Here is a 25738-nt window from a genome sequence, read left to right as displayed (position 1 = left end):
ACACGCTTCGGCGGACGCATCCGGCAAGGAGAAACTGCGCGCAAGCCTTGCCCGATCCGTCGCGAGCGCTGCAAGAAAAGAGTAGCCAAGCGACGCCTGTCTCACTTTAGTCCAATTCCGCAGCCCGTGCAGCGCACCGCCGGAAGACCCCCGTCGTCCCCGGAGAGGCGTAGACGCATCAGCGCGGACGCGCGCGGCGTCCGCGGACCCGCTCAGGGCGACAGCCGCACGATCTGCCAGCCCGTGCCCGGCTGGACCCGGTAGGCGATGCGGTCATGCAGGCGCGATGGCCGCCCCTGCCAGAATTCCAGCGCCGTCGGCACCAGGCGGTAGCCGCCCCAGTAGGGCGGGCGCGGCGGGTTTTCGCCGAACTTGCTGCGGTATTCCTGCTCGCGCTGCTCCAGCACGTCGCGGCCGGTGACCTCCCGGCTTTGCGCGGAAGCCCAGGCGCCCACGCGCGAGCCCAGTGGACGCGTGGCGAAATAGGCGTCGCTTTCGTCGTCGGAAACCTTCTCGACGCGACCTTCGACGCGCACCTGGCGTTCCAGCTGGACCCAGTGGAACAGCAGCGCGGCGCGCGGGTTTGCCGCCAGGTCCAGGCCCTTGCGGCTTTCATAGTTGGTGAAGAAGGTGAAGCCGCGGTCGTCGATGCCCTTGAGCAGCACGATGCGGGCCGAGGGCTGGCCGTCGGCGTCGACCGTGGCCAGGGTCATGGCATTGGGTTCAGGCAGCTTGGCCGTGACCGCTTCGTCGAACCAGCGCTTGAACTGGCTCATCGGGTCGGGGGCCACGTCGGATTCGGACAGCGCGCCCAGCACATAGGTGCGGCGCAGGTCGGCAAGTTGGGTCATGTCGCAATCATCAGGGAATCGGTACGGAAGCGCGGTGCGCCCCGGAGCGGGGGCCGCGGGTCCGGCTGATTCGAGTATAGCGAATGCATCGGGGGCCGCATTTGCGTGGCGACAAGCGGCAGGCAGCGGTATGTGGGTCACCCGCCGCTGCGTCACCCGCCGGCAGTGGGGTGCGCCGGCGGCGCCAGCGCCTTGCGCCCCTGGCGCCGCGAATAGTAGCCAGCGGCGCCCATCGCGCCCGCCATCGACAGGAAGATCGGCAGCATGCCCAGCGCCGTGCCAACCACGCCGAAGGTAAGCGGCCACAACACCTGGCTGGTGTTCAGCACCGCCGAGCGCAGGCCCAGCGCCTCGCCCGCGCGGCCGTGCGGCGACGCGGCGTGCAGGATGTTCATGACATTGGGCTGCGCGCTGCCCAGCGCCAGGCCCAGCACGAAGGCCAGCGTGCACATCAGCCAGAAGTGCGCGACGAAGGGGTAGGCCAGGTAGGCCAGCGCGCCCACCAGCAGGGCGGCGCGGATGATCTTCCATTCCGACAGGCGGCGCGACACCGCCGGCATCGCCACGCGGATGGCAAAGGTGGCGATGGCGAACGCGCCCAGCACCCAGCCAATCGACGACGGCGACAGCCCGATGCGCGAGCCCTGGATCGGGATCAGGAACGCGTGCAGGTCCCACGCCGCCGACAGCACCGCGCTGGCGACGAAGACCGCGCGCAGTTCGGGATGCTGCAGCAGGTCCAGCGTGGAGTGCCGGGTGCCATCCGCGATGGCGATGCGCCCGGCGTTGCCGCCGCGCGCAGGCAGCCGCCGACGTACCCATTGCAGGCCGGCCTGGCCGGCCAGCGCCACCGCCACCAGCACCCCGAACGCGGGGCGAAAGCCCGCGTGCTCGATCACATAGCCCATCGCCACCGGCCCGAGCGTGCCCGACACCGACAGCCCCAGCGCATGCCAGGTGTAGTTGCGCAGCCTGGTGGCATCGGTCGAGACCTGCCCGATCAGCAGCTGCATCGCCACCTGGACCAGCATGAAGCCGACCCCGATCAGCGCGCACGACAGGTACAGCGCGTCCAGTTCGTGCCACAGCGCCGGCAGCAGCGTGCCCGCCACCACCATCAGCGAGCCCGCCATCATCGGCTTGCGCGGGCCGATTTGGTCGATGCGCTTGCCGGCGCGGATCGCCAGCAGCATCGGCAGCAGCGCGTACAGCGACATCAGCACGCCCAGCGTGACGGTGGAAGCCTTGAGGGAAATCGCGAACAGCGACACCACCACGCGGCTGGCATTGAAGGCCACGTGGTTGCACACCGTCAGTGCGATCAGCCAGGTGATCGGCGGGACGGTGGCATGCGTCAGCGTCATGGGGCGGGGCGGAGCGAGGTGGAGCGCGACAGGTGTCGGCGGGGGCCGTACCAGGCGCGGCGGATCAGGAAATTGGGCCGCAAGACCGGCAGCAAAAACAAGGGCGGCCGCGGCCGCGCCTTCTCAAGGATGCCACACGGGCGGGCCCGCGTCGCAATCAACGCTTGCCATGCTTGAGCTTCTTGTAAATGGCCGTTTAATTATGCGCCTGAGCGCGGCGCGGCACAACGGCAACATGCGTCAACCTGACGCAGCGGCGGCAAGTGTTGCGATTTTGTTTAAACGGCGAGGGCGCGGAGGCGCCAAGCAGATTCAGCCGCCCTGGTAGAACGACCGGTCGTTGGCCGGACGCTGCGGCGCGCGCTGCGGCGGGCGCTGGCCCGAGGGCGCGGGCGGCTCGCGCGGCGCGGTGGCGGCGGGCGGGGCGGGACGCGTCGCGGCGGTGGCCGGCGCAGCGGGCCGGCTGGTGGCCGTCGCCCCCGGGCGGGCCGTTGCGGCGGCAGCGGCAGGCTCGGCGGGCGCCGCGGCTGCCTTCGGGTCCTGGTAGGTCTTGCCGGGCGGTGGCGCGGTGGGGCGCTTGCGCAGTTCCGCCAGCAGCCTGGCGCACTGCGTGTCGTCACCGCCGGGGGAGAGGTCGAGCAGCGGCAGCACCGCGGTTGCGACCGGTGCCAGCAGCGCCAGCGACAGCGCGCCGCCGGCGCGCAGCGCCAGCACGCCGATGTCGGGGCTGACGCGCGGGTTCTTCATGGTGCCGCCTACATACAGTGGCGAACGCAGCGAGAACACCCGCAGGCCTTTGGAGTCCGGGTGGATGGTCAGCGCCAGCCGCTCGCTGCGCAGGTCGATGCCGCCGGTGGTCTCGATCACCGCGTCATGCGTGTCGAGCACGAAGGTGCGCGCGCGCGCCACGCCGTCGGTCAGGGCAAAGTCGCTGACGCCGCAGTTGATCTGCACCGGCTTGTCGCCGAACAGCTTCGAGATCACCAGGCTGCCGACGTTCAGGCCGATCGCCTCGAGCAGGAACTTGCTGACCGTGCCGTTCTCGACCAGCAGCCGCGCCTCGCCGTTGGACGAGCCCAGCAGCGCCGCCACCGAATTGCCGGTGGCCGACAGCTTGGCGCTGCCGTTGAGTTCGCCGATGCTGGCGCGCATCAGGTCGATGGTCGGGAACAGCTGCTTGAGCTTCATGCGCCGCGCCTTCAGGTCGACCATCGCGCCCATGGGCTCGCGCTTGCCGTCGAGCCGTATCGTCGAGACCAGGTTGCCGCCGGCCACGCCGAAGTTGAGCGGGTCGAGCAGCAGCACGCCGTCCTGCAGTTTCAGGTGCGTGACCAGGTCGGTGATCGGCAACTCGGCATCGCGGATGATGCGCTTGCCGGTGAAGTGCACGTCGGCGTCGATCTCGTCCCAGCGCTCGGTGCGGAACGGCGCCACCGGCAGCGCCTTGTCCGCCGGCTGGGCCACCGCACTGTCCTTGGCCGGGCGGCCGGGCTTGGCATCGGCGCCGATCAGCGGGGCCAGGTCGACGAAGCGCAACTGGTTCGACACCAGGTTGCCGGCCAGCAGCGGGCGCGGGTCGCGCTTGGTGAAGGTGAGCGTGCCCGACAGGTCGCTGCCGCCGACGCGGCCGGTGAACTTCTGGTACTCGTAGATCGAGCCTTCCTTGCGCAGCGTCGCCATCAGCCGGCCGCGGGTCTGGTACGGCGGCGTCGACGGCAGCACCACGCCGGTCAGCGCGTAAAGCTTGGCCATGCTGTCGCCTGCCAGGGTCAGGTGCACGTCCAGCGCCGCCAGGTGCGCAGGGTTGGTGACCGTGCCCTCGATCTGCGCACGCGTGGTGCCTACGCGCACATCGGCCTGGATCGGGAAGGGCACGTCGGTATTGCGCAGGCTCAGCACCGTGCCGGCCTTGCCGCTGGCGTTGATGGTGGCCTCGTTGTAGCGCCCGGTCGCTTTCCAGCGCACGCCATAGCGGCCGTCGGCGCTGCTGGCGGGCGGCGCGGAGGCCGGGCCATCCGCCCGCGGCGCCGAGGCTGCCTGCGCGGCGCTGCCCGGCGGTCCGGGCGGCACGGCCGAGGCCTGCGGCTCGACCAGCGCGCCGTCGCGCTCCTTGTCATAGAGCGGCGCGCTGCCGATGGTGTCGAGTTCCGCCTGCAGCGAGATCTTCTTGAGCTGGTCGGTCAGCGCCAGGTTGCCGCGCGCCAGCACCACCTCGCCGACATCCAGCTGCCATTTCGAGGTGCCTTTCTTCGGTCCGGTCTCGAAGGTCCAGTTGTTGCGGCTGTCGGCGAGGCGTTCCAGCCATACCGCGGGGCTGTCGATGACGATGGTCGGCACCGCGATCTCGTTGGCCAGCAGCGGCAGCGGGCGCAGCACGAAGATCAGCTCGCGCACGGTTGCCATATGGGGCTGCGCGGCCCAGTCCGGGTTGCCGATGGTGATGTCGCGTGCCGACAGCCGCGGCCACGGCACCAGCGTGCGCCAGCCTTGCTCGCCCTCGCCGCGACGCCAGGTCACGGTGAGGTCGCCATTGATGGCAAAGGGGCGGCCGATGGCTTCGGAGACGCGGTCGTTGAGCCAGGGCTTGATCCGGTTCCAGTCGAAGGTCAGGATCACGACCACCAGCAGCGCGATCAGCGCGACCGGTGTCAGGACACTCCACAGAACGACCTTGCGGCGCACGGGCATGAGGCGGGCTCCTGGCTGGGCGAGGGCGGGCCCGCGCTACCCGCACGGGGCGGCGCGGCGAACGGACCACTGCAGGTCTATTGTATAGTTGCGCGCTTGCCGTCCTTGTCGGGGACTGGCTGACATCGGCGCCGGAAAATGCCGGATTTTTTGCCCCGGTATTGCCCTGCCCGGCATGGCCCGCGTCCCCGGATCCTCTCCCTCACGTATGAACGATGCCGCACACGAGCTGGCTGGCCTGCCCGAGCCGCTGACCCACGAAAGCCCGGCCGACGACGATTACCATCGCCGCTTCGGCGGCGTCGCGCGGCTGTACGGCGCCGCCGGGCTGGCCCGGCTGGAGGTGGCCAACGTGTGCGTGGTCGGCATCGGCGGAGTCGGCAGCTGGGCGGCCGAGGCGCTGGCACGCAACGCGGTGGGCCGCATCACGCTGATCGACCTGGACCATATCGCGCTGTCCAACACCAACCGCCAGATCCATGCGCTGGGCGATGCCTACGGGCGCGCCAAGGTCGAGGCCATGGCCGAGCGCATCGTCGCCATCAATCCGCGCTGCCGCGTGACCCAGGTCGACGACTTCGTCACCGCCGACAACGTGCCGGACCTGCTCGGCGCCGGCTATGACTATGTGATCGACGCCATCGATGCGGTGCGGGTCAAGACCGCCATGCTGGGCTGGGCACGGCGCCAGGGCGTGCCGGTGATCACCTGCGGCGGCGCCGGCGGCCAGCTCGACCCCACGCGCGTGCGCATCGACGACCTCGCGCGCACGATCCAGGACCCGCTGCTGTCCAAGGTGCGCGCCAGCCTGCGCAAGCAGTGGGGCTTTACCCGCGACCCGAAGAAGAAGTTCGGCATCGCCGCGGTCTATTCCGACGAGCCGCTGCAATACCCGGAACCCGAGCAGCAGGCCTGCGAGCTCGACGAGGCGCCGCCGGCGGAGGTGCCGTTCGGCCAGCCCGCCGCGCGCGGACCGCAAGGGCTGGCCTGCGCCGGCTTCGGTTCGTCGGTGGCGGTGACGGCGGTGTTCGGCCTGGTCGCGGCGTCGGCGGTGATCGGCGCGATCGCGCGCGGCTGAGGCGCCGGCACCGGGCCGCTTGTATGTTCAGACCAGACCAGTGCGGTAGAGTCTGAGCGTCGTTGAGGCGGCCAGACCGGCTCGTGCAGTTTGATAGCCGCTAGGGTGATCGAGCCCGCGCCTGAGTACAGAACGCACGGTCGCCGTGCTGGTCTTCCTGAAGCCCGAACGGTTACGCGCGCCTTGTGTGAGCGCGCATGCACAAGCAAGGGATCTGAAGACCATGTCTGTTATCTCAGTTGTTGGTATTGACGTTGCGAAGGCACACGTCGATGTCTGTGTACTGGGCGCCAATCGCGATACCCAGCAGTTTGCCAACGATGCCGAGGGCCATTCGGCACTGGCCGCGACCTTGCAGCCGCTGGGGATTGGCCTGGTGGTGATGGAGGCCACCGGCGGCTACGAGGCGGCACTGGTCTGTGCGCTGCAGGCGGCAGGCCAACCTGTGGCGGTGATCAACCCGCGCCAGGCCCGCGATTTCGCCAAATCCATGGGGCGCCTCGCAAAGACCGACGCCATCGATGCGCGCATGCTCGCCGAACTGGCCTCGGTACTGGTGCAACGCGAAGACCTTGCGCGCTTCCTGCGCCCGCTGGCCGACGCCCAGCAGCAGTGGCTGGCGGCCCTGGTTACGCGCCGGCGCCAACTGCTGACCATGTTGAACGCCGAACGCCAGCGGCTGCAGATCACGCCGGCCGGGCTGCACCCGAGCATCGAGGCCATCGTGGCGGCCATCAAGGCCCAACTGGACGACGTGGAGGCGCAGATGGTGGGCCACATGCGTGAGCACTTTGGGGAACTAGATCGGCTGTTGCAGTCGGCCAGCGGCATCGGCCCGGTGGCCAGCGCCACGCTGATTGCCGAATTGCCTGAGCTCGGGCGGCTCAGCCGGCGCGAGATCGCGGCCCTGGTAGGTGTGTCGCCCATGGCCAATGACTCGGGCAGCAGCAGGGGGCGGCGCCGGATTCTGGGAGGGCGCTTCGAGATCCGGCGGGTACTGTACATGGCCACGCTCACCGCAACCCGGCACAACCCCGCCATCAAAGCCTTCTACCAGCGCCTGACAGCCGCCGGCAAGCTGCCCAAGGTGGCGTTAGTGGCCTGCATGCGCAAGTTGCTGACCGTGCTCAACGCCATGGTCAGAACCAGCACCCCTTGGGGCAAATCGCTTCACCGAACTTGACTTTGAAGACGGTTACTCAGGCGCTCAGGCGCTCAGCGCGCGCAGCAGCGCATCGGTCTCGGCCTCCCCCGGTGCCCGATTGTCGAAGAAGATCAGTTCCGGATAGTCTGCGGGTGCGGGCATGAAGCGCCGGGTCCGGTACGCGTCCCAGTGGGCCAGCTTGTAGGCGTCGTTGGGATTGCCGCGCCGGACGATGCGCGCGTGGGCCTCATCCTCGGGCAGGTGGACCCAGACCGTGCGCACCGTGGTGCCAGCGGTGACATGCAGCCAGTCCGGGTCGTTCAGCAGGTGGGCGCGGACCTCGCGCGACAGCGGCCCGATCACGATCACGCTGATGCCCAGCGCCAGGTTTTCGCGCGCGGTGTCGAGCAGGCCCTGGTATTCCGGGTCGCGCAGGTGCTCCAGGTAGGCCGGGCTGTCGCGGTCGTTGGGGTCGCCGGTGATCGCGGCCATGGCCGCGGCGCTGTAGCGGCCGTACAGCGTGTCCTTGTCGAGCAGGCAGAACGGCTCGCCGGTGGCCTGCATCAGCGGGCCGATCAGGCGGTGGGCGAGGGTGGTCTTGCCGGTGCCGGCATGGCCGCAGAAGAAGATCAGTCGTGGCATGAGCGAAAGACGGTAGGGGTGACGGACCGGCCGCATTGCCCACAGCATACCCGCTTGCTTGCGCCAGATCAGGCCCGGGTCGCGCCGATTCGGTATCCTTGCCGTTTTTCTCCACGCTCCCCGCCGCTTCCCATGGACGCCAAAGACCAGCTTTCCTCCGCCGGCCTGCCGGACCACCTGCACCTGGGCGAACCGGTCACCGACGCCACCCACGCCGAGTTCATGCAACTGCTGGCGGCCGTCGCCAGCGCCGACGACGCCGCCTTCCTGGCGGCGATGGACGCATGGATCGACCACACCCGCCATCATTTCGCCCAGGAAGAGCAGTGGATGGAGGCCATGGGCTTCGGACCGCGCCATTGCCACGCGGGCGAGCACCAGCAGGTGCTGGCGGTGGCCGTCGCGGTGCGCGACAAGGTGCACAGCGATGCGGAATTCCAGCTTGGCCGCCGGCTGGTGGCCGAGCTGTCAGGCTGGTTCGACCATCACGTCAAGTCGATGGACGCGATGATGGTCGAGCATATGCGCGAGCACGGCTTCACGCTGATCGAAGGCCCCGCCACGGCGGCGTGATTGCCGCGGGCGCGGCGCTCAGGGCTGGCGCGCTGCGTCGCGGTCGATCACCACGAAGTATTTGCGCACCGGCTCCAGCACCTGGAACACGCCGGTAAAGCCGCCCGGGATCACGCAGGCATCGCCGGGACCGAATTCGCGGGCATGGCCGCTGTCGTCGCTGATGCGGATGCGGCCGCTGATGACGTGGAAGAACTCTTCCTTGCCCGCCGGGAAGGCGATGCGCCAGGCGCCCGGCTCGCACGCCCAGATACCGCAATCGAAATCGCCATGCTGCGCGCTGTAGTGCGTCCAGGTGGTGCGGTCCGGATTGCCCGACACCAGCCGGTCGGGGCGCGGACGGTCGTGGCTGGGGGCGGGCTCGGTCTTGAAGTCGATCAGGCGGGGCGCGGTCATGGCAGCAGGTGGATCGGGGATGCGGCGGAAACAGGAATGCGCCAGTTTACCGCGCCGGCCTGCGTCACCGTCAGTTCAGCGACGTGCTCAGCTGGCGCCGCCAGCGCGACACCACCTCGGGCCGGTCGGCCAGCATCTCGAATACCGACAGCATGGTGCGGCGGCCGATATCGTCGTCGAAGCCGCGGTCGGTGCGCACGATCGCCAGCAGCTGTTCCAGCGCCGGCTCGTATTGCTGCTGCGCGATCATCAGCCGCGCCAGGTCCATGCGCGCGGCGAGATCGCGCGGATCGGCGTCGATGCGGCCGGCGAGGGTGGCGGCATCGGGCAGGCCGGCGGCGTTTTCCATGGCCTCGATGCGGGTGCGCAGCGCGCCGTAGCCGTCTTCCTGTTCCGCGCGCGGCGACAGCGCCGCGAACTCGGCCCTGGCCCGGTCGAGGGCGTTGCCGTCCAGCAGGAAGCCGATGTAGGCCAGGCGCGCGGCATCGGATTCCGGCTCCGCCGCGATCGCATCGGCGAACAGGGTTTCGGCGCCGTCGCGGTTGCCGGCGGCGGCCAGCGCCAGCGCGTCAGCCAGCGGCGAGCCGGCCTTGGCCTGGCCCGGCGCCAGCCGGTCCAGGAACTCGCGCAGGCCCGACTCCGGCAGCACGCCGGTGAACTGGTCCACGGCCTGGCCGTCGGCAATCGCCACCACATGCGGAATGCTGCGCACGCCGAAGTGCGCCGCCAGCTCCTGGTTCTCGTCGACATTGACCTTGGCGAGCTTCCACTGGCCGTTGGCCTCGGCCTCCAGGCGTTCCAGCATCGGCCCGAGCGTGCGGCAGGGGCCGCACCACGGGGCCCAGAAATCGACCAGCACCGGTGCCTGGCGCGAGGCGTCGATCACTTCGGCTTCGAAATTCTGCAGGGTGACGTCACTCATGGGGGAATCCTGGTCGAAAGAGAAATAGGGAGTCGATACCCTTATTGTGAGGGCGAAGGCGCCAAATGCAACGCCGGTTGCGGCCGGCGCCGCGCCGTGCTTGGGGAAGTCACCGGTTGAAAATAGAACGATCGTTCGGTTATAGTCCTTGACCATACGACAGACCCGGTCCGCGAGACCGCACAGGAGACCCTTCATGCCGACCCCCGCCCGCCCGCATTTCCAGTTCTGGCCAAAGCGCCTGCCGGCCGCCATCGTGCTGCCGGAAACGTCGCTGTGGGCCAACCTGGAGGTCTCGGCGCTGCGCTATGCCGACAAGGCCGCGATCCGCTATTTCGGCAATGCCATCAGCTTCCGTGAACTGCTTGACCAGGCCACCGCGCTGGCCGGCTGGCTGCAGCAACAGGCGGGCGTGAAGAAGGGCGACCGGGTGCTGCTGTACATGCAGAACTGCCCGCAGTTCATCGTCAGCTACTACGCCATCCTGCGCGCCGACGCGGTGGTGGTGCCGGTCAACCCGATGAACCGCGCCGAGGAATTCAAGCACTACGTCACCGACGCCCAGGCGCGCGTGGCGATCTTCAGCGCCGACCTTGCCGCCGGCGTCGAGCAGGCGCAGGCCGAGCTGGAACCGGCGCAGCGCCTGCAGCACCTGCTGGTGACCCAATACGCCGACGCGCTGCCGCCGGCCCACGAGCATCCGGAAGACGCACCGCCGGCCTGGCTGACCACGCCGCATCCGCTGCCCGCCGGCGCCACCGCGTGGGCGGATGCGCTCGGCGCGGGCCTGCAGCCGGGGCCGCATACCGCCGGCCCGGACGACATGGCGGTCATGCCGTACACCTCGGGCACCACCGGCTTCCCCAAGGGTTGCATCCACACCCACCGCTCGGTGATGCACAACATCGTCGGCGGCGCGACCTGGTCCGGCTCGGGCGCAGAGTCGGTGGTGCTGTCGGTGCTGCCGCTGTTCCACGTCACCGGCATGCAGTACGGCATGAACGGGCCGATCTACAGCGGCGCTACCGTGGTGATGCTGCCGCGCTGGGACCGCGAAGTGGCGGGGCGCCTGATCTCGCGCTACCAGGTCACGCACTGGACCAATATCCCGACCATGGTGATCGACTTCCTCGCCAGCCCCAACCTGGCCGGGTTCGACCTGTCGAGCCTGCGCTATGTCGGCGGCGGCGGCGCGGCCATGCCGCAGGCGGTGGCCGAGCGCCTGCGCGACCAGTTCGGGCTGAACTACCTGGAGGGCTACGGCTTGTCCGAGACCATGGCGCCGACCCACAGCAACCCGTCGGACCGGCCCAAGCTGCAGTGCCTGGGCGTGCCGACCTTCAACACCGACGCGCGCGTGATCGACCCGGTCACGCTCAAGGAGTTGCCGCCCAACGAGATCGGCGAGATCATCGTCAGCGGCCCGCAAGTGTTCAAGGGCTACTGGGGCAAGGAGGATGCCACGCGCGAGGCCTTCATCGAATTCGAGGGCAAAACCTTCTTCCGCACCGGCGACCTGGGCCGCATGGACGAAGAGGGGTATTTCTTCATCACTGACCGGCTCAAGCGCATGATCAATGCGTCGGGCTTCAAGGTGTGGCCGGCGGAGGTCGAGAACCTGCTGTACAAGCACCCGGACGTGCAGGAGGCCTGCATCATCGGCACGCGCGACCCGTACCGGGGCGAGACCGTCAAGGCGGTGGTGGTGCTGCGCGCCCATGCCAGGGGCAAGACCACGCCGGAGCAGATCATCGACTGGGCCAAGGACAACATGGCCGCCTACAAGTACCCGCGCGTGGTGGAATTCGTCGACGCCCTGCCGAAGTCGGGGACCGGCAAGGTGATGTGGCGGCAGCTGCAGGAAAGCGAGAACGCCCGGACAGGCGTCTAGGCCAGATGTCCGGAGTGGGTTCTCCCTCTCCCCTCATGGGGAGAGGGCCGGGGTGAGGCGTGGTTCAGCAAAGAACCACAAAAAACCACGCTGGCGGTTTTGTCGAACACGGTGGCTCCCGCCGGCGCCCGGCCCTCACCCCAGCCCGCTCCGGCGAGCGTGAGAGGGCGCACACAAGTGGCATCCGTTGTCTCCAGGGCAAGGCTCAATGCCCGCGCACCCGCATCAGCATCTTTACCATGGTCTTGTAGCCGCGCTGGCGCGCATGGCGCGTGGGCGTCACGCCTTCGCGGTCGGCCAGGTTGGCGTCCGCGCCCGCGTCCAGCAGCAGCTGCACCGTGTCCTCGTAGCGCGCGCTGCCGTCCCCCAGGACCACCGCCTCCAGCAGCGCGGTCCAGCCCAGGTCGTTGACGTGGTCGACGGCAATGCCGGCCTTGAGCAGCAGCTTCACCACTTCCACATGGCCCTGCTGGCTGGCCACGATCAGCGCGGTGCCATGGTAGCGGTCGGTGCTGGCGAGGTCGGCGCCGTGCGCCAGCGCCAGCTGCACCATGTCGGCCTGGCCGGTGGCGGCGGCCAGCAGGAACGGGCTGTTGGCATCGGCATCCTTCAGGTTGACGTCGGCGCCGGCCAGCAGCAGCGTGCGCGCGACCTCGGTGCGGCGGTTCTGCACGGCCGCCAGCAGCGCGCTGCGGCCGTGTTCGTCGGCGGCGCGGGCCGAGGCCCCCGCGGCCAGCAGGCGCGACACCAGCGCCTGGTCGCCGGCACTGGCGGCGGTGATCAGGTTGCGGTCGAGCGTGCCAATGGCGTCGCGGCGTGCCGGCGCCAGGGTGGCGGGGTCGCGCGGCGGACGCGCAGCAGGCACGTTGGCCGCGCTGCCCGCGGGACGCGCCAGGGTCTGGCCGCCTTGCGCCGCCAGCAGGCCACCTCCCATCAGCAAGCCCATCAGCCCCAGCAACTCATTGAGTGCCTGTCTGCGGGTGCGGGCGGCGGGGCGCGTCATGGCGGCAGCTCCTGGGCTCAGACGGTTTCGTGGCGGCTGGCCGGCAGCGGCAGCTCCGGCGCCTGGCCCGCGGCCTGGGTGGCAGGTCCGGCGGCGGGTTCGGCGGCATCGCCCGCCTGCAGCTGGCGCCAGAGCCGTCCGAGGTAGGGATCGTCGACGCCGTTGGTGGCCAGCCCCAGCAGGGTTTGCTGCAGGTATTCGCGTGCCGGGCCGAACAGGCCCGTGGCGTGGCGCAGCCGTTCCACCACGCTGGCGTCCGGCAGCCGGCCGGCGTAGGCCTCGTGCGAACGGTTCATGACGAAGGCCAGCGCGCGCTGCTCCGGCGCGCCGGCGGCGCCGACGCGGATGCGCAGCCAGCGCGGATGGTAGGCGCCGGTCAGCATTTCGCGGCGCCACAGCACGCGGAACTCCTGCTCGACCACATGGCTGGGCACGCGGAACACCATGCCGTGGCAGCAGCCGCCGCGGTCGAGCCCGAGCACCAGTCCGGGATTGTCCCAGGTGCCCCGGTTGATGCGGGAATAGAGGTAGAAGCCGCGGTGGTAGCCGTGCACCGTGGCGCGCTGGCGCTCGGTGTGCACCACCATCGGGTTCCAGATCAGCGAGCCGTAGCCGAATACCCACACATCGCCGCCGAGCGCGCGATCGTCGGGGCGGCGCGCCAGCGTATCGGCCAGCGATTGCTCCAGCGCCGCTTCGGGCAACAGCGAGGACGCAACCGGGGTGCTGCACAGCGAGGTGCGCAGCCGGTCGGATTCGAGGTCCTGTCGCGTGATGCCCATGCTGCAAGCATAAATCAAAGCAGCGTCCCGGGCGGGGCGGGGAAATGCCACAAGTGGCACTTTTGTTCGGAATTGTCCGAGTCAGCGCTCCGGGTGTGGGCGCCAGACAACGGTTCGGGCCGCGTGCCGTCGCTGCCACTCGCCATGACCGTGCGCCGTGGCGCCTTGTCGGCGATCAGGCCGGCGCGAATTGCGCGCCGCTGGCGCCGCCGAGTCCTTACAATGGGGCCTCAATCCAACCCAGGGGGAACCTGCGATGGCACGTACGCTTACGGTGGTATTCGGCAGCGGCAAGGAATATGACTTCACGATCGGCACGGACGAGCTGGCCGCGGTCACCGAGGATGCCGCCTGGCGCTGGTTCGACCGGGAATACACCGAGCTGGACTGCCAGGCATCGAGCCCGGTGGGCAAGGTGCTGGTGATCGACAAGATCCTCAATGTCGCCAAGTTCTCGGGAGAAGGGCGCTTCGCCGGCGATGCGGCCTGGGCCAAGGATTACGCGCGCCATGCGGCGCGGCTGCTGGACCGGGACAAGGTCCGCGTCGATGTCGGCAACGCCGCCATCGGTTTCTGAGCGCGCCCGGGCAGGGCGCCCGGGCCGAAGACTGCGGCCGGACGCCGCTCCTGCTGGCGCGGGAGCGGCGCCGGCTAGAGCGCCGGCTTAAACCGCCAGCAGTTCCACTTCAAACAGCAGCGTCGCGTTCGGCGGAATCACGCCGCCGGCGCCGCGTGCGCCGTAGCCCAGGTCGGCCGGAATCACCAGGCGGCGCACGCCGCCCACCTTCATGCCCTGCACGCCCTCGTCCCAGCCGCGGATCACATGGCCGGCGCCCAGCGGGAACACGAACGGATCGTTGCGGTCCTTGCTCGAATCGAACTTGCGGCCGGCCTGGCCGTTCTCGTACAGCCAGCCGGTGTAGTGCACGGTGACGTGCTTGCCGGCGGTGGCTTCGGCGCCGGAGCCGACGGTGGTGTCTTCGTATTGCAGGCCAGAGGGCGTGGTTTGCATGGCGTTGTTTCCTTGCGATGGGAAAGACGTGGACAGATGAGCGCAGCGTCGCTGCGCTCAGGCTTGGGCGCGCTGGAGCACTTCCAGCGTCAGTTGTACGTTGCGGTCGTCGTCGGCCACCCAGATATCGCCGTCCTGGATCGTCACCGACAGGCGCATGGCCCGCTGCGCCAGCGCGGCCAGCGCCTCGACGGCCTCTGCCGGGACATTGTAGACGGTGACATTGCGCAGCTTGCCGGCCTTGCCCGCCATGCCCTTCCACCATTCGCGCGCGCTCGCGGCGTTGTAGGTGTAGACGGTCACGCGTTCGGCGCGGGCCGCCGCGCGTTTCAGGCGGGCTTCGTCGGGCTGGCCCAGTTCGACCCAATGGGCGATGTCGCCGGTCAGCCGCTTGTCCCACAGGTCGGGCTCATCGGGCTCGTCCAGGCCGCGGGTAAAGGCCAGGGTTTCGCTGGCTTCGCAGGCAAAGGCCAGCAGGCGCACCATCATGCGCGCGTCGTTCTCGGACGGGTGCTGGGCGATGGTCAGGCTGTGGCTGCCGTAATAAGGCCGGTCCATGTCCGACACGGACAGTTCGGCCTTGAAGATGGTGGATTTGAGCGCCATGAGATGAGGTGAGCGGCAGGCGCCCCGGGCTGGGGTGCGTACGACGCAAAAGGCCGCATCATACGCGATTCAACGGCGGCAATTCAAAGCCGGCGCCTCAGCGCTTGCGGTATTCCTTCAGGTAGAAGCGCAGCAGCGCCGACACCAGCAGGGTGCCGAGGAAGGCCGCCGCCACCAGCAGCGCCTGGCCGGGCGGGGTGTCGATCTTTCCCGCCAGGCCCAGGCGGAACAGCCAGGTGCCGACCATCATCGCCAGAAACGGCATCAGCAGCGCGCCGCGCCCGTAGGTGCGCACGGCCCACAGCGGGAAGCGCCGCAGGAAGTCGCCCGGAATGCTGCAGGCCAGGCAGGCCCCGGCAGCCGCCAGCGCGGCGGCCACGATGTCGCCGGAATGGATTTCGAACATGGTTTCTGTCTCGCGTCGCCGCACACGCGCGCGAAGCGTGGCAGGGATTTTGCAAAGCGCTGATTCTACAAGAGAAATTTGTGGCGCAGGTGATGAGTAGGGGCGAGCTCAGGCCAAGCGCCGGGTCAGCGCGGAACGGCTTCGGCGGGCGATGCCTCAACCGCCACTTGCAGCGTCACGGTGTCGCCCACCTCGGGCAGGAAGCGGGTCATGCCGAAGGCACTGCGCGGCACTTCGGTGCGGAAGTCGCCGCCGCAGACCTGCCGGCGCACGCCGAACAGCGTGACCTCGCCGCAGCGGAAACGCTCGGCCTGCAGGCGCACGGGCCGGGTTACGCCGTGCAGCGTCAGTTCGCCCTCGACGACGGCTAGGCGGCCGGCTTCCGTCACGAACCGGTCGGCGCGCAGCCGTGCCACCGGATGCTCGGCAATATCGAAGAACTGCGCCGAGCGCAGCACGCCGTCCAGGGTGCGGTTGCCGGTATCGACCGATCCCAGGTCCACGGTCACGTCGATGGCGCCGACGCCGCTGTCCACGTCATAGACCAGGCGGCCGTCGATCTTGCCGAAGCGCCCGCGCACCGCGCTGCGCTCGAAATGGCTGGCCGAGAAATAGACGGTGGTATGGGCCGGATCCAGGGTGTACTCGACCGGCGCCGCGTGCGCGGCGGTAATGCCGAGGGCGGCGACGAGCACCAGCGCGCGCAGGCCCATGGGCGTCAGTGGACAAAGACCGGCAGCAGGAAGATCCCCACCACGGTCAGGTAGCCGACGGTCCAGCACAGCGTGCGCAGCGTGGCGCGATCGGTGATGTAGCACAGGGTGTAGAGCAAGCGCGCCGCGATAAAGGCCATCGCCAGTTCGTCGACGCGGGCCTGCGGCGCCTGCAGGTAGGTGGCGCTGAGCACCGCCGCGGCAAAGAAGGGGAAGGCCTCGAAATGGTTGCGATGGGCCAGGTCGGCGCGGCGTGCGCGGCCGGATTGCCGCTCCAGCCAGCCGCGCGGGTCATGGTTGTCATAGCCCGGCGCGCTGGCCTTGGCGATGGCCACCGTCGCCAGCGGCAGGACGCCGGCCAGCAGCACGCACCAGAAAGCGATCGGCATAGTCATCCTTTCGGTTGCAGTGCCGGCGCCGGCCGCACGGGGCGGCGCGCCGGCCGGTCCGCGCGCTCAGGCGGCGACCACGCGGATCTCGATGCCCGCCAGGCCCACCACCTGCCCGGCGCGGATCTTGGCAGTCTTGCGCGATTCGGGCGCGCCGTCCACCGAGACCTCGCCGGCCGCGACCAGCGCCTTGCCGGCGCCGCCGCTGTCGCAGACGCCCGCCAGCTTGAGCAGGTCATTGAGGGCGATGAACTCGCCCTCGAGCGGGAAGGTGATGGTCTGCACCGTTGCCTTGCCAGGTTTGGCCATCACTTGCCCCAGCTGTCTTTGAGCCCGACGATGCGGTTGAACACCGGCTTGCCCGGTGTCGAATCGCTGCGGTCGGCGACAAAGTAGCCATGGCGCTCGAACTGGAAGCGGTCTTCCGGCTGCGCCTCGCGCAGGCCCGGCTCCAGGTAGGCGGCGATCACCTGCTTGGAATCCGGGTTGAGCGCATCGAGGAAGTTCTTGCCGCCCGCATCCGGATTGGGATCGTTGAACAGGCGGTCGTACAGGCGCACCTCGGCCGCGTAGGCATGCGCCGCGCTGACCCAGTGGATCACACCCTTGACCTTGACGCTGTCGGCGCCCGGCGTGCCGCTCTTGGTGTCGGGCAGGTAGCTGGCGTGCACGGCGATCACGTTCCCGTCGGCATCCTTGTCCACGCCGGTGCACTCGATCACATAGCCATACTTCAGGCGCACCTTGTTGCCGGGGAACAGGCGGAAGTAGCCCTTGGGCGGGTTCTCGTTGAAGTCCTCGCGCTCGATCCACAGCTCGCGCGACAGCGGGAACACGCGCTTGCCCAGTTCGGGCTTTTTGGGGTGGACCGGGGCCGAGCATTCCTCGCTCTGGCCTTCGGGGTAGTTGTCGATGACCAGCCTGAGCGGATCCAGCACGGCGACGCCGCGCGCGGCGCGGCCGTCGAGGTCGTCGCGCACGGCGCCTTCGAGCGTGCTCATGTCGATCCAGCTGTCGGCCTTGGCCACGCCGACGCGGTCGCAGAACAGCTGGATCGATTCCGGGGTGTAGCCGCGGCGGCGCACGCCCACCAGCGTGGGCATGCGCGGATCGTCCCAGCCGTCGACGCGGTGCTCGTCGACCAGTTGCTTGAGCTTGCGCTTGCTGGTGATGGCGTAGGTCAGGTTCAGCCGTGCGAACTCATACTGGTGCGGCAGCGGGTCGCGGAACACGCCGCTGTCGCGCAGGTGCTCCAGCACCCAGTCGTACAGCGGGCGGTTGTTCTCGAACTCCAGCGTGCACAGCGAGTGGGTGATGTTCTCCAGCGCGTCCGAGATGCAGTGCGTGAAGTCGTACATCGGGTAGATGCACCACTTGTCGCCGGTGCGGTGGTGATGCGCGTGGCGGATGCGGTAGAGCACCGGGTCGCGCATGACGATGTTGGGCGCGGCCATGTCGATCTTGGCGCGCAGCACGTGCTCGCCATCGGCGTACTTGCCGGCGCGCATGTCGCGGAACAGCTGCAGGTTTTCCTGGACGCTGCGGTCACGGAAGGGGGAGGGCTTGCCCGGCTCGGAGAAATTGCCGCGGCTGGCGGCGATCTGGTCGGCCGACTGGCTGTCCACGTAGGCGGCGCCGCGCTCGATCAGGGTCTCGGCAAAGGCGTAGAGCTGGTCGAAGTAGTCGCTGGCGTAGTACAGGTGCGGCTCCGCGGCGCCGTCCTTGCCGGTGCTGTCCCAGGAGAAGCCGAGCCAGTGCACCGCGTCGATGATGGAATCGACGTATTCGGTGTCTTCCTTGACCGGGTTGGTGTCGTCGAAGCGCAGGTGGCAGCGGCCGCCGTAGTCGCGCGCCAGCCCGAAGTTCAGGCAGATGCTCTTGGCGTGGCCGATATGCAGGTAGCCGTTGGGCTCCGGCGGAAAGCGGGTGATGACGGTCGGCAGCGGCTCGCCTTGCTTGTCCTGGCGGCCGGCGTAGGTGCCGGCGGCGAGGTCCTGGTCGATGATGCTGCGCAGGAAGTTGGAGGCGGCTGGGGTGCTGTCGGTAGGCTTGTTGTCGTGGCTCATGATGGCGCCGGTTGGCCGGCCGCTAGCGCCTGCAAGGCGGGGGGGCCGGGTCGTCAGATTGCGTGGCGGAATGCCAATAGCGGGATTTTACCGTGCCGGCGGCGCCGCACGCCGTGAGCATCGGCTCATTTGTGGTCCGCTTCGTTGCCGACACAAGTTGGCCGCACCGAAAATGATGTGTCGGAGTAGCATGGAGACCCGTGCCGGCCGCCACGGCCCGCACTCATCCATCGCAGCAGGAACGCTCATGAACGCCCCCACCGCTGCGGCACAAGTGCCGCCCATGCCCCTCGATGTCGTCGGCGCGCTGTGGCGCGATGCCGGCCTGCCTGACGCGGCACTGGCCCACCTGCGCCTGCACGGCGCCGAGCCGGTGCTGCCCTCGAGCTTTGCCGTGGGCACTGCGGCGCAGGCCAGCCTGGCCGCGGCGGCGCTGGCCGCCGCCACGCTGTGGCAAGGCCGCAGCGGTCGCTGGCAGGAGGTCAGCGTCGACATGCGCCATGCCATCACCGAGTTCCGCAGCGAGCGCTACCTGCGCGTCGATGGCGGCCCGGCGCCGGAATTGTGGGACCAGATCGCAGGCATCTACCGTTGCGGCGACGGCCGCTGGGTCCGCCTGCACACCAATTTCCCGCACCACCGCGACGGCGTGCTGCGGCTGCTGGGCTGTGCCTATGACAAGGCGGCGGTGCAGGCAGCGCTGGAAAAATGGGAGGCCGAGGCGTTCGAGACGGCTGCGTCCGACGCCGGCCTGGTGGTGGCCGCGCTGCGCAGCTTCGATGAATGGGACCGCCACCCGCAGGCCGCGGCGCTGCGCGGCCTGGCGCCGGTAACACTGGAGCGGATCGGCGACGCCCCGCCGCAGCCGCTGCCGGCGCCGGGCTGCGTGGACGCGCAGCCGCTGTCGGGCGTGCGCGTGCTCGACTTCACCCGCATCATCGCCGGCCCGGTGGCGGGTCGCACGCTGGCCGCGCATGGCGCCGACGTGCTGCTGGTCACCGCGCCGCACCTGCCGTCGATCGCGCCGCTGGTGATCGACACCGGCCGCGGCAAGCGCAGCTGCCAGCTGGACCTGCGCGATGCCGACGACAAGCGCACGCTGCACAAGCTGCTGCATGGCGCCGACGTGATGGTGCAGGGCTACCGCCCCGGCGGCCTGGCCGAGCTGGGCGCGGGCCCCGAGGCCGCGGCCCGCGCCCGGCCAGGCATGGTCTATGTGTCGCTGAGCGCGTATGGCCACGTCGGGCCGTGGGCGTCCAAGCGCGGCTTCGATTCGCTGGTGCAGACCGCCACCGGCTTCAACCACGCCGAGGCGCAAGCGGCCGGCAGCGACACGCCGCGCCCGTTGCCGGCCCAGGTGCTGGACCACGCCGCGGGCTACCTGCTGGCGTTCGGCGCGATGGCCGCGCTGCACCGGCGCGCGGTCGAGGGCGGCAGCTGGCACGTGCGCGTGTCGCTGGCGCAGGTGGGGCAGTGGCTGCGCGGGCTGGGGCGCGTCCCGGACGGGCTGAAGGCGCCCGAGCAGAAAATCGACGATGTTGCCGACCTGCTCGAAGCGGTGCCGTCGGGCTTCGGCATGCTGACCGCGGTGCGACACGCGGCGCACCTGTCCGAGACGCCGGCGCGCTGGACGCTGCCGTCCGAGCCGCTTGGCACCCACGCGCCGGAGTGGCTGCCGCGCTAGTAGAACGCGTAGAGCTAGTAGAGCGTGGCGCGCTGCCGTTCGGGCAGCTCGCGGTCATAGGCGGCGCCGTCGATGGCGTTTTCGCTCAGCGTGGCCAGGATCTCGCCGTTGCTCGGCAGCGTCTGGCGTGCCACCTGCGCGTCGGCGGCCCACAGGCGCGAGCGAATCAGCGCGCGCGCACACTGGAAGAACACCGCCTGCAGCGTGATCACCAGCACCGTGGTCGGCGCCTTGCCATCGACCACGCAGCGCGCGATCAGCCCCGGATCGACGCTGATCTGCGCGGTGCCGTTGACGCGGATGGTCTCGTTGATGCCGGGGATCACGAACAGCAGCCCCACGCGCGTATCGGCAACGATATTGCGCAGGCTGTCGATGCGGTTGTTGCCGCGCCGGTCCGGCAGCAGAAGGGTGCGCGGGTCCAGCACCTGCACGAAGCCGGGGGCGTCGCCGCGCGGCGAGCATTCGGCCCAGTCCTGGCCGACCGTCGACAGCAGGCAGAACGGCGCCGCCTCGATAAAGGCGCGGTAGTGCGGGTGCAGGTAATCGACTTGCTTGGCGAGAGAGGGCGCGGCCGGTTGCGCGTAGAGCGCTTCCAGTTCGGCCAGCGTGGTGATGGCGTGCGGGGTCATGGCGGCTGGGCGTTGGAGACGGGGGCGAAAGCGCCAATGTAACGCACCAGCGCGGTGGGGACGTTACACGGTCACGGTGCCCCGGCCGATCTCCAGCACGCGCCCGCCCACGCGGATCGCGCCCTCGGCATCGACCGCAAGGCGCAGCCGGCACGGGCGGCCGACGGCCTCGCCCTGGCTGATTGCATATTCCGCCGGCAAGGCCCGGCCGGTGGCCAGCAGCCAGCCGCCCAGGTTGGCGCAGGCCGAACCCGTGCCCGGATCCTCGGCCACGCCGCCGCCCTGCTTGGTGAAGAAGTAGCGCGCCAGCACGTGGCCGGGCTGTTCGGGGTCGAAAGCAAAGACGTAGGCGGTCTTGCGGCCCAGGCTGCTTTGCGGCCACAGGTCCAGCCGCGCGCTGTCGGGATGGGCGCGGCGCACCGCATCGGCGCTGCGCACCGGCACCAGCAGCTGGTCGGCGCCGGTATCGACCCACATCGGCGCCATCAGCAGGTCTTGTTCGCGCAGGCCGAGCAGGGAGGCCATGCCGGCGTCGGAGAGCCCGGACGGCGCGGTCCTGGGCTTGCCGCGATGGGGTGCGGTGAAGGTCCAGACGTCGCCCTGCGCGTTCACGGGCACCACGCCCGCGGCGAACTCCAGCGTCAGCGCAGCGCCGGTGCCCGCCAGTTCGCGCACCACGTGCGCGGTGCCCAGCGCCGGATGGCCGGCGAAGCGCATCTCATAGCCGGGGGTGAAGATGCGCACGCGCGCGCTGGCCTGTTCCGACGGCAGGATAAAGGTGGTTTCCGACAGGTTGAACTGCAGCGCCAGCGCCTGCATGTTGGCGTGGTCCATGCCGCGCGCGTCTTCGAACACGCACAGGGGATTGCCGCCGAAGGTCGATTCGGCAAAGACGTTGAGCAGGCGGAAGGCGTAAGTGGTCATGGCGCGAGGGCTCCGGAATTCTTCCGTTACAGTGTACGGAGACCGGGCCGGCGGGCCATGGACAATTGGAGGGCTTGCGAGCGGGCCAGTTGGATCAGCGGTGTTGTCGCGCTGTCGTTCGCAGCAAGCTCCCCTCGCCCGCTTGCGGGACAGGGAGTACGCAAATGTTGGTTGGCGCGGCGTTGGTGCTCCGCTAAACCTGCGTTCAGAACCCGACCGCCTGCCCGTCGCGCCGGCTGTCGCTGGCCGCGACGTAGCCCTGTTCCGGATCATCCGACAGGCGCCAGATAAACTGGCCCGAACCGAAGTCCATGTACGGGTCGTCCACCGACTTGAGCTGGTGGCCGCGCGCCTTCAGGCCCTCGACCGTGGCCGGGTCCATGGTGCCTTCGACGTCCAGCGTGAAGTCGCGGTTGACCTTCCAGCGCGGCGCGCAGCAGGCGGCCTGCGGCTGCTGGTTGTAGTCGAGCATCCGCACCACGGTCTGCAGGTGTCCCTGCGGCTGCATGTCGCCGCCCATCACGCCGAAGCTCATCACCGGCTGGCCGTTCTTGGTCAGGAAGGCCGGGATGATAGTGTGGAACGGACGCTTGCCGCCCGCTACCACGTTGGCGGATTTCGGATCCATCGAGAAGCCGACGCCGCGGTTCTGCAGGCTGATGCCGGTGCCCGGCACCACCACGCCCGAGCCGAAGCCCATGTAGTTCGACTGGATGAACGAGATCATCATGCCGTTCTCGTCCGCCGCGGTCAGGTAGATGGTGCCGCCGACCTTGGGCATGCCGAAGTTGAAATGCGTGGCGCGCTGCATGTCGATCAGTTTGGCGCGCGACTTCAGGTAGGCGTCGTCAAGCATCTGTTCGGGCGTGACTTCCATGCTGCGCGGATCGGCGACGTACTGGTACAGGTCGGCGAAGGCCAGCTTCATGGCCTCGATCTGCAGGTGCTGCGAATCGACCGAATCCACCGGGATCGAGGCCAGGTCGAACTGGTCGAGGATGCCCAGCGCGATCAGCGCGGCGATGCCCTGGCCATTGGGGGGGATCTCGTGCAGCTCGTAGCCGCGGTAGGACTTGCTGATCGGCTTTACCCAGTCAGGCCGGTAGTTGCGCAGGTCGTCGAGCGTCATCGCGCCGCCGCATTGCTTGCTGAAGGCGGCGATCTTCTCGGCGATCTCGCCTTCGTAGTAGGCACGGCCGCGGCTCGCGCCGATCTGGCGCAGGGTCTCGGCGGCGGCCTTCATGGTGAACTTCTCGCCCACCGCTGGGGCGCGGCCGTTGGGCATGAAGGTCTCGGCGTAGCCGGGCTGGTCTTTCAGTTCCGGCACCGCGGCTGCCCACTTGTGCGCCACCACCGGCGGCACGGCGTAGCCGCGCTCGGCGATCTCGATCGCGGGCTCCATCAGGTCGGCGAACGGCAGCTTGCCGAAGCGCTCGTGCAGCGCGGCCCAGCCGGCGACCACGCCGGGGACGGTGACCGAATCCCAGCCGCGGATCGGCCGCATGGCGAGGCCATTGGCGTCGGTGCCGTACTTTGCCTTGAAGTATTCCGGGCTCCACGCCGCTGGAGCCACGCCCGACGAGTTCAGGCCGTGCAGCGACTTGCCGTCCCACAGGATGGCGAAGGCATCGCTGCCCAGGCCGCACGACACCGGCTCGACGATGGTGATGGCGGCAGCCGCGGCGATGGCGGCATCGACGGCATTGCCGCCCTTGAGCAGCATGCGCAGGCCGGCCTGCGCGGCCAGCGGGTGCGAGGTCGAGACCACATTGCGCGCAAACAGCGGAATGCGCACGGACGGGTAGGGGTTGGTCCAGTTGAAGTTCTGCATGGGTAGTCCTTTGTGCTCGGTGCGCCGGAGTGCTCGGTGGCGTCTCGGTGGCGTGCTTATTCTGCCGTGATCTTGCGATCCCTGATCAGCTTGCCCCAGCGCGCGCTGTCCTGCTTCACCATGGCGGCGAACTGGGCGGGCGTGCCGCCGACCGGTTCGGCGCCCAGCTTGGCCAGCCGTTCCTTGACCTCGGGCGACTGGATGGCTTTGTTGAACTCGGCATTGAGGCGGTTGACGATATCGGCCGGCATGCCCTTGGGGCCATAGATGCCGAACCAGGTATCGGAGACGAAGCCGGGCAGGCCGGATTCGCTGACGGTGGGGATTTCCGGCGCCAGCGGCGAGCGCCTGGCGCTGGTCACCGCCAGTGCCTTGAGCTTGCCGTCCTTCACATGCGGCAGCCCCGACACGATGCTGTCGAACAGCACCTGCACCTTGCCCGAGATCAGGTCGGGCACCGCCAGCGCGGTGCCGCGGTAAGGGATGTGGGTGATGAACACGCCCGCCTGCGTCTTGAACGCCTCGGTGGTCAGGTGCACCACGGTGCCGTTGCCGCTCGAGGCGTAGTTCAGCTCGCCGGGATGCTTCTTGGCATAGTCGATCAGCTCGCGCACGTTCTTCACCGGCAGGCTGTTGGGCACCACCAGCACGTTGGTGGCGATCGCGACCTGGCCCACCGGCGTGAAGTCGGTCTCGGTCTGGTACGGCAGCCGGGGATTGATATGCGGCCCGATCGAATGCGTGCTGGTGGTGGCGATCAGCAGCGTATAGCCGTCGGGCGCGGCCTTGGCGGCCATGTCGGAGCCGATCGCGCCGCCGGCGCCGGGGCGGTTGTCGACCACGATCTGCTGGCCCATGTTGCTGCCCACCTTCTGCGCGATGGCGCGGGCCAGCAGGTCGGTGGCGCCGCTGGCGGGGAAGGGCACGAGCAGCCGGATGGGCTTGCTCGGGTAGCTGTCTGCCAGTGCGGGGGTGGTGGCCAGGCACAGGCCGATGCCGAGGCCGGTGCCGAGGCGGCGCAGCCAGGATGTCATGGGTGTCTCCGGAGATCGGGCGCGAGGAGGCCGATTGATGATCGGCCTTCATTATTCCGCGCCGCCAGTCACAAAGAAAGCTAATATTCCTTTTCGATGTCACAAGAAATTTTTAAGTATCGAACGCCCTGGCGACAAGGCGTTTTTTTGCCTGGGTGTGCACCATGAGCACTGTCCGTTTCCTTCGTACCTTTGTTGCCGTGGCCGAGCACGGCTCGTTCGCCGCCGCGGCGGCGCAGGTGGCGCTGACCCAGGCCGCGGTCAGCCTGCAGATGCGCGCGCTGGAAACCGAGCTGCGGCGTGAGCTGTTCGACCGCAACGGCCGCGTGGCGGTGCTCAATGCGGATGGCCGCGCGTTGCTGCCGCAGGCGCGCAGGCTGCTGGCGCTGTATGACGAGATGCGGCTGCCGCTGGCGTCGGCCGAAGCCATGGCGGGCGCGGTCGCGGTGGGCGCGGTGGTGTCGGTAATGGGCGGCCTGTCGCACGCGGTGGCGCGCATGAAGCGCACTTATCCGGCGCTCGAGGTGCGCCTGGTCGGTGCCAAGTCGATCGAGCTGGCGGCGCAGGTGGAGGCCGGCGAACTCGACGCCGCCATCCTGGTGGAAGGCGCCGCGCGCGTGCCGGGCTCGCTGCGCTGGACGCCGCTGTACCAGGAGCCGCTGGTGGCCATCGCCGCGCGCGGCAGCCCGGGCCGCGACGCGCGCGAGGCGCTGGCGGCCAACCCCTATCTGCGCTTCGACCGCAGCCAGCGCACCGGCGTGCTGGTGGAGCGCGCGCTGCGTCGCGCTCACCTGAAGGTCAATGAATTCCTGGAGCTGAACGCGATCGAGGCGCTGGTCGAACTGGTGCGCCAGGAAGTGGGAGTGACCGTGGTGCCGCTGCTGCGGCGCGCGCGCTGGCGCGACGACGACGCCTTGCGGGTGCTGGCGCTGCTGGTCAACGGCGAGCCGGTGATGCGCCAGATCGGCATGCTGGAGCGGCGCGACCACGGCCGCGGGCAGGTCACGGCGGCGGTGCGGGCGGCCTGCAGCGAACTGTTCGGGGCTTAGCGGCGACGGGCGACGGACGAAAAAAAGGGCACCTTGCGGTGCCCTTCAGGTTTGTTGC

26 protein-coding genes are annotated in these 25738 nt (G+C 69.3%); 7 read left to right on the top strand and 19 right to left on the bottom strand.

What is annotated here, in order from left to right; translation table 11 throughout:
* Window positions 1-212: 212 nt before the first annotated feature.
* The 3 genes from pdxH to CBM2586_RS11990 form a co-directional block, all read right to left on the bottom strand.
* Window positions 213-851 (bottom strand): pyridoxamine 5'-phosphate oxidase, encoded by a 639-nt coding sequence (gene pdxH, locus CBM2586_RS12000; protein ID WP_115661478.1) that lies wholly within the window; start codon window positions 849-851, stop codon window positions 213-215.
* Window positions 852-1003: 152 nt separating this feature from the next.
* Window positions 1004-2215: an MFS transporter gene (locus CBM2586_RS11995; RefSeq protein WP_115687711.1), complete on the bottom strand. Its 1212-nt coding sequence runs from the start codon at window positions 2213-2215 to the stop codon at window positions 1004-1006.
* Between the two features lie 312 nt (window positions 2216-2527).
* The gene (locus tag CBM2586_RS11990; protein ID WP_115687709.1) at window positions 2528-4903 is read right to left on the bottom strand and encodes an AsmA family protein; all 2376 of its coding nucleotides are present in this window, start codon (window positions 4901-4903) and stop codon (window positions 2528-2530) included.
* 208 nt (window positions 4904-5111) lie between these two features.
* Here CBM2586_RS11990 and tcdA point away from each other — a divergent pair, with 208 nt between their 5' ends.
* Both tcdA and CBM2586_RS11980 read left to right on the top strand, forming a co-directional pair.
* A complete protein-coding gene (gene tcdA, locus CBM2586_RS11985; protein ID WP_115687707.1) occupies window positions 5112-5981 on the top strand; it encodes a tRNA cyclic N6-threonylcarbamoyladenosine(37) synthase TcdA in 870 nt (289 codons plus the stop codon).
* Window positions 5982-6204: 223 nt separating this feature from the next.
* Window positions 6205-7164 (top strand): IS110 family transposase, encoded by a 960-nt coding sequence (locus CBM2586_RS11980; protein ID WP_115687705.1) that lies wholly within the window; start codon window positions 6205-6207, stop codon window positions 7162-7164.
* A 24-nt stretch (window positions 7165-7188) separates the two neighbouring features.
* On the opposite strand, the gene CBM2586_RS11975 is transcribed toward CBM2586_RS11980, so the two are convergent.
* Entirely contained in the window at window positions 7189-7767 is a 579-nt protein-coding gene (locus CBM2586_RS11975) for an AAA family ATPase (protein ID WP_115661483.1), read from the bottom strand.
* Between the two features lie 132 nt (window positions 7768-7899).
* Between CBM2586_RS11975 and CBM2586_RS11970 the strand changes: the two genes are divergently transcribed.
* On the top strand, window positions 7900-8340 hold the full coding sequence (locus CBM2586_RS11970; RefSeq protein ID WP_115687703.1) for a bacteriohemerythrin: 441 nt from the start codon (window positions 7900-7902) through the stop codon (window positions 8338-8340).
* Between the two features lie 18 nt (window positions 8341-8358).
* Here the strand turns inward: CBM2586_RS11970 and CBM2586_RS11965 are convergent, their stop codons facing one another.
* Together CBM2586_RS11965 and trxA are read right to left on the bottom strand one after the other, a co-directional pair.
* Window positions 8359-8736 (bottom strand): cupin domain-containing protein, encoded by a 378-nt coding sequence (locus tag CBM2586_RS11965; RefSeq protein WP_115687701.1) that lies wholly within the window; start codon window positions 8734-8736, stop codon window positions 8359-8361.
* A gap of 70 nt (window positions 8737-8806) precedes the next feature.
* A complete protein-coding gene (gene trxA / locus CBM2586_RS11960; protein ID WP_115687699.1) occupies window positions 8807-9658 on the bottom strand; it encodes a thioredoxin in 852 nt (283 codons plus the stop codon).
* Between the two features lie 196 nt (window positions 9659-9854).
* Here trxA and CBM2586_RS11955 point away from each other — a divergent pair, with 196 nt between their 5' ends.
* Window positions 9855-11549: a long-chain fatty acid--CoA ligase gene (locus tag CBM2586_RS11955; RefSeq protein ID WP_115687697.1), complete on the top strand. Its 1695-nt coding sequence runs from the start codon at window positions 9855-9857 to the stop codon at window positions 11547-11549.
* Between the two features lie 205 nt (window positions 11550-11754).
* On the opposite strand, the gene CBM2586_RS11950 is transcribed toward CBM2586_RS11955, so the two are convergent.
* Together CBM2586_RS11950 and CBM2586_RS11945 are read right to left on the bottom strand one after the other, a co-directional pair.
* Window positions 11755-12552 (bottom strand): ankyrin repeat domain-containing protein, encoded by a 798-nt coding sequence (locus CBM2586_RS11950; protein WP_115661488.1) that lies wholly within the window; start codon window positions 12550-12552, stop codon window positions 11755-11757.
* Window positions 12553-12569: 17 nt separating this feature from the next.
* A complete protein-coding gene (locus CBM2586_RS11945) occupies window positions 12570-13334 on the bottom strand; it encodes a gamma-glutamylcyclotransferase (protein WP_115687695.1) in 765 nt (254 codons plus the stop codon).
* 256 nt (window positions 13335-13590) lie between these two features.
* Between CBM2586_RS11945 and CBM2586_RS11940 the strand changes: the two genes are divergently transcribed.
* Window positions 13591-13911: a hypothetical protein gene (locus CBM2586_RS11940; RefSeq protein ID WP_115687693.1), complete on the top strand. Its 321-nt coding sequence runs from the start codon at window positions 13591-13593 to the stop codon at window positions 13909-13911.
* An 87-nt stretch (window positions 13912-13998) separates the two neighbouring features.
* Here the strand turns inward: CBM2586_RS11940 and CBM2586_RS11935 are convergent, their stop codons facing one another.
* The 7 genes from CBM2586_RS11935 to CBM2586_RS11905 form a co-directional block, all read right to left on the bottom strand.
* A complete protein-coding gene (locus CBM2586_RS11935; protein WP_018008195.1) occupies window positions 13999-14346 on the bottom strand; it encodes an FKBP-type peptidyl-prolyl cis-trans isomerase in 348 nt (115 codons plus the stop codon).
* 57 nt (window positions 14347-14403) lie between these two features.
* Window positions 14404-14952: a YaeQ family protein gene (locus tag CBM2586_RS11930; RefSeq protein ID WP_115661491.1), complete on the bottom strand. Its 549-nt coding sequence runs from the start codon at window positions 14950-14952 to the stop codon at window positions 14404-14406.
* 97 nt (window positions 14953-15049) lie between these two features.
* Window positions 15050-15358, bottom strand: a complete 309-nt coding sequence (locus tag CBM2586_RS11925; protein ID WP_115661492.1) for a hypothetical protein — start codon at window positions 15356-15358, stop codon at window positions 15050-15052.
* Window positions 15359-15483: 125 nt separating this feature from the next.
* The gene (locus CBM2586_RS11920) at window positions 15484-16071 is read right to left on the bottom strand and encodes a YceI family protein (protein ID WP_115661493.1); all 588 of its coding nucleotides are present in this window, start codon (window positions 16069-16071) and stop codon (window positions 15484-15486) included.
* Between the two features lie 5 nt (window positions 16072-16076).
* Window positions 16077-16460 (bottom strand): MAPEG family protein, encoded by a 384-nt coding sequence (locus CBM2586_RS11915; RefSeq protein WP_115661494.1) that lies wholly within the window; start codon window positions 16458-16460, stop codon window positions 16077-16079.
* Between the two features lie 66 nt (window positions 16461-16526).
* Window positions 16527-16769, bottom strand: a complete 243-nt coding sequence (locus CBM2586_RS11910) for an RNA-binding S4 domain-containing protein (protein WP_112774501.1) — start codon at window positions 16767-16769, stop codon at window positions 16527-16529.
* On the bottom strand, window positions 16769-18526 hold the full coding sequence (locus CBM2586_RS11905; protein ID WP_115687691.1) for a glutamine--tRNA ligase/YqeY domain fusion protein: 1758 nt from the start codon (window positions 18524-18526) through the stop codon (window positions 16769-16771). Before CBM2586_RS11905 ends, CBM2586_RS11910 begins: the two co-directional genes overlap by 1 nt.
* 247 nt (window positions 18527-18773) lie before the next feature.
* On the opposite strand from CBM2586_RS11905, the gene CBM2586_RS11900 reads away from it, so the two are divergent.
* Entirely contained in the window at window positions 18774-20210 is a 1437-nt protein-coding gene (locus tag CBM2586_RS11900; protein WP_115661496.1) for a CoA transferase, read from the top strand.
* Window positions 20211-20224: 14 nt separating this feature from the next.
* Here CBM2586_RS11900 and CBM2586_RS11895 read toward each other — a convergent pair whose 3' ends face one another.
* The 4 genes from CBM2586_RS11895 to CBM2586_RS11880 all read right to left on the bottom strand — a co-directional run bounded on the left by CBM2586_RS11895 (window position 20225) and on the right by CBM2586_RS11880 (window position 24631).
* A complete protein-coding gene (locus CBM2586_RS11895) occupies window positions 20225-20842 on the bottom strand; it encodes a pyridoxamine 5'-phosphate oxidase family protein (protein ID WP_115687689.1) in 618 nt (205 codons plus the stop codon).
* A gap of 63 nt (window positions 20843-20905) precedes the next feature.
* Window positions 20906-21766 carry a PhzF family phenazine biosynthesis protein gene (locus CBM2586_RS11890; protein ID WP_115661498.1) on the bottom strand — a complete coding sequence of 287 codons (861 nt, stop codon included), beginning with the start codon at window positions 21764-21766 and terminating at the stop codon, window positions 20906-20908.
* Window positions 21767-21971: 205 nt separating this feature from the next.
* Window positions 21972-23597 carry a gamma-glutamyltransferase gene (ggt, locus tag CBM2586_RS11885; protein WP_115687687.1) on the bottom strand — a complete coding sequence of 542 codons (1626 nt, stop codon included), beginning with the start codon at window positions 23595-23597 and terminating at the stop codon, window positions 21972-21974.
* Window positions 23598-23653: 56 nt separating this feature from the next.
* Window positions 23654-24631 (bottom strand): Bug family tripartite tricarboxylate transporter substrate binding protein, encoded by a 978-nt coding sequence (locus CBM2586_RS11880; protein ID WP_115687685.1) that lies wholly within the window; start codon window positions 24629-24631, stop codon window positions 23654-23656.
* Window positions 24632-24795: 164 nt separating this feature from the next.
* Between CBM2586_RS11880 and CBM2586_RS11875 the strand changes: the two genes are divergently transcribed.
* A complete protein-coding gene (locus tag CBM2586_RS11875) occupies window positions 24796-25680 on the top strand; it encodes a LysR substrate-binding domain-containing protein (protein ID WP_115687683.1) in 885 nt (294 codons plus the stop codon).
* Window positions 25681-25738: the final 58 nt, after the last annotated feature.

It is taken from the genome of Cupriavidus taiwanensis (genome assembly GCF_900250115.1).
Classification (GTDB): domain Bacteria; phylum Pseudomonadota; class Gammaproteobacteria; order Burkholderiales; family Burkholderiaceae; genus Cupriavidus; species Cupriavidus taiwanensis_B.
Note: the sequence above shows the minus strand (reverse complement) of the source record. Positions and strands in the feature narration are given on the sequence as shown.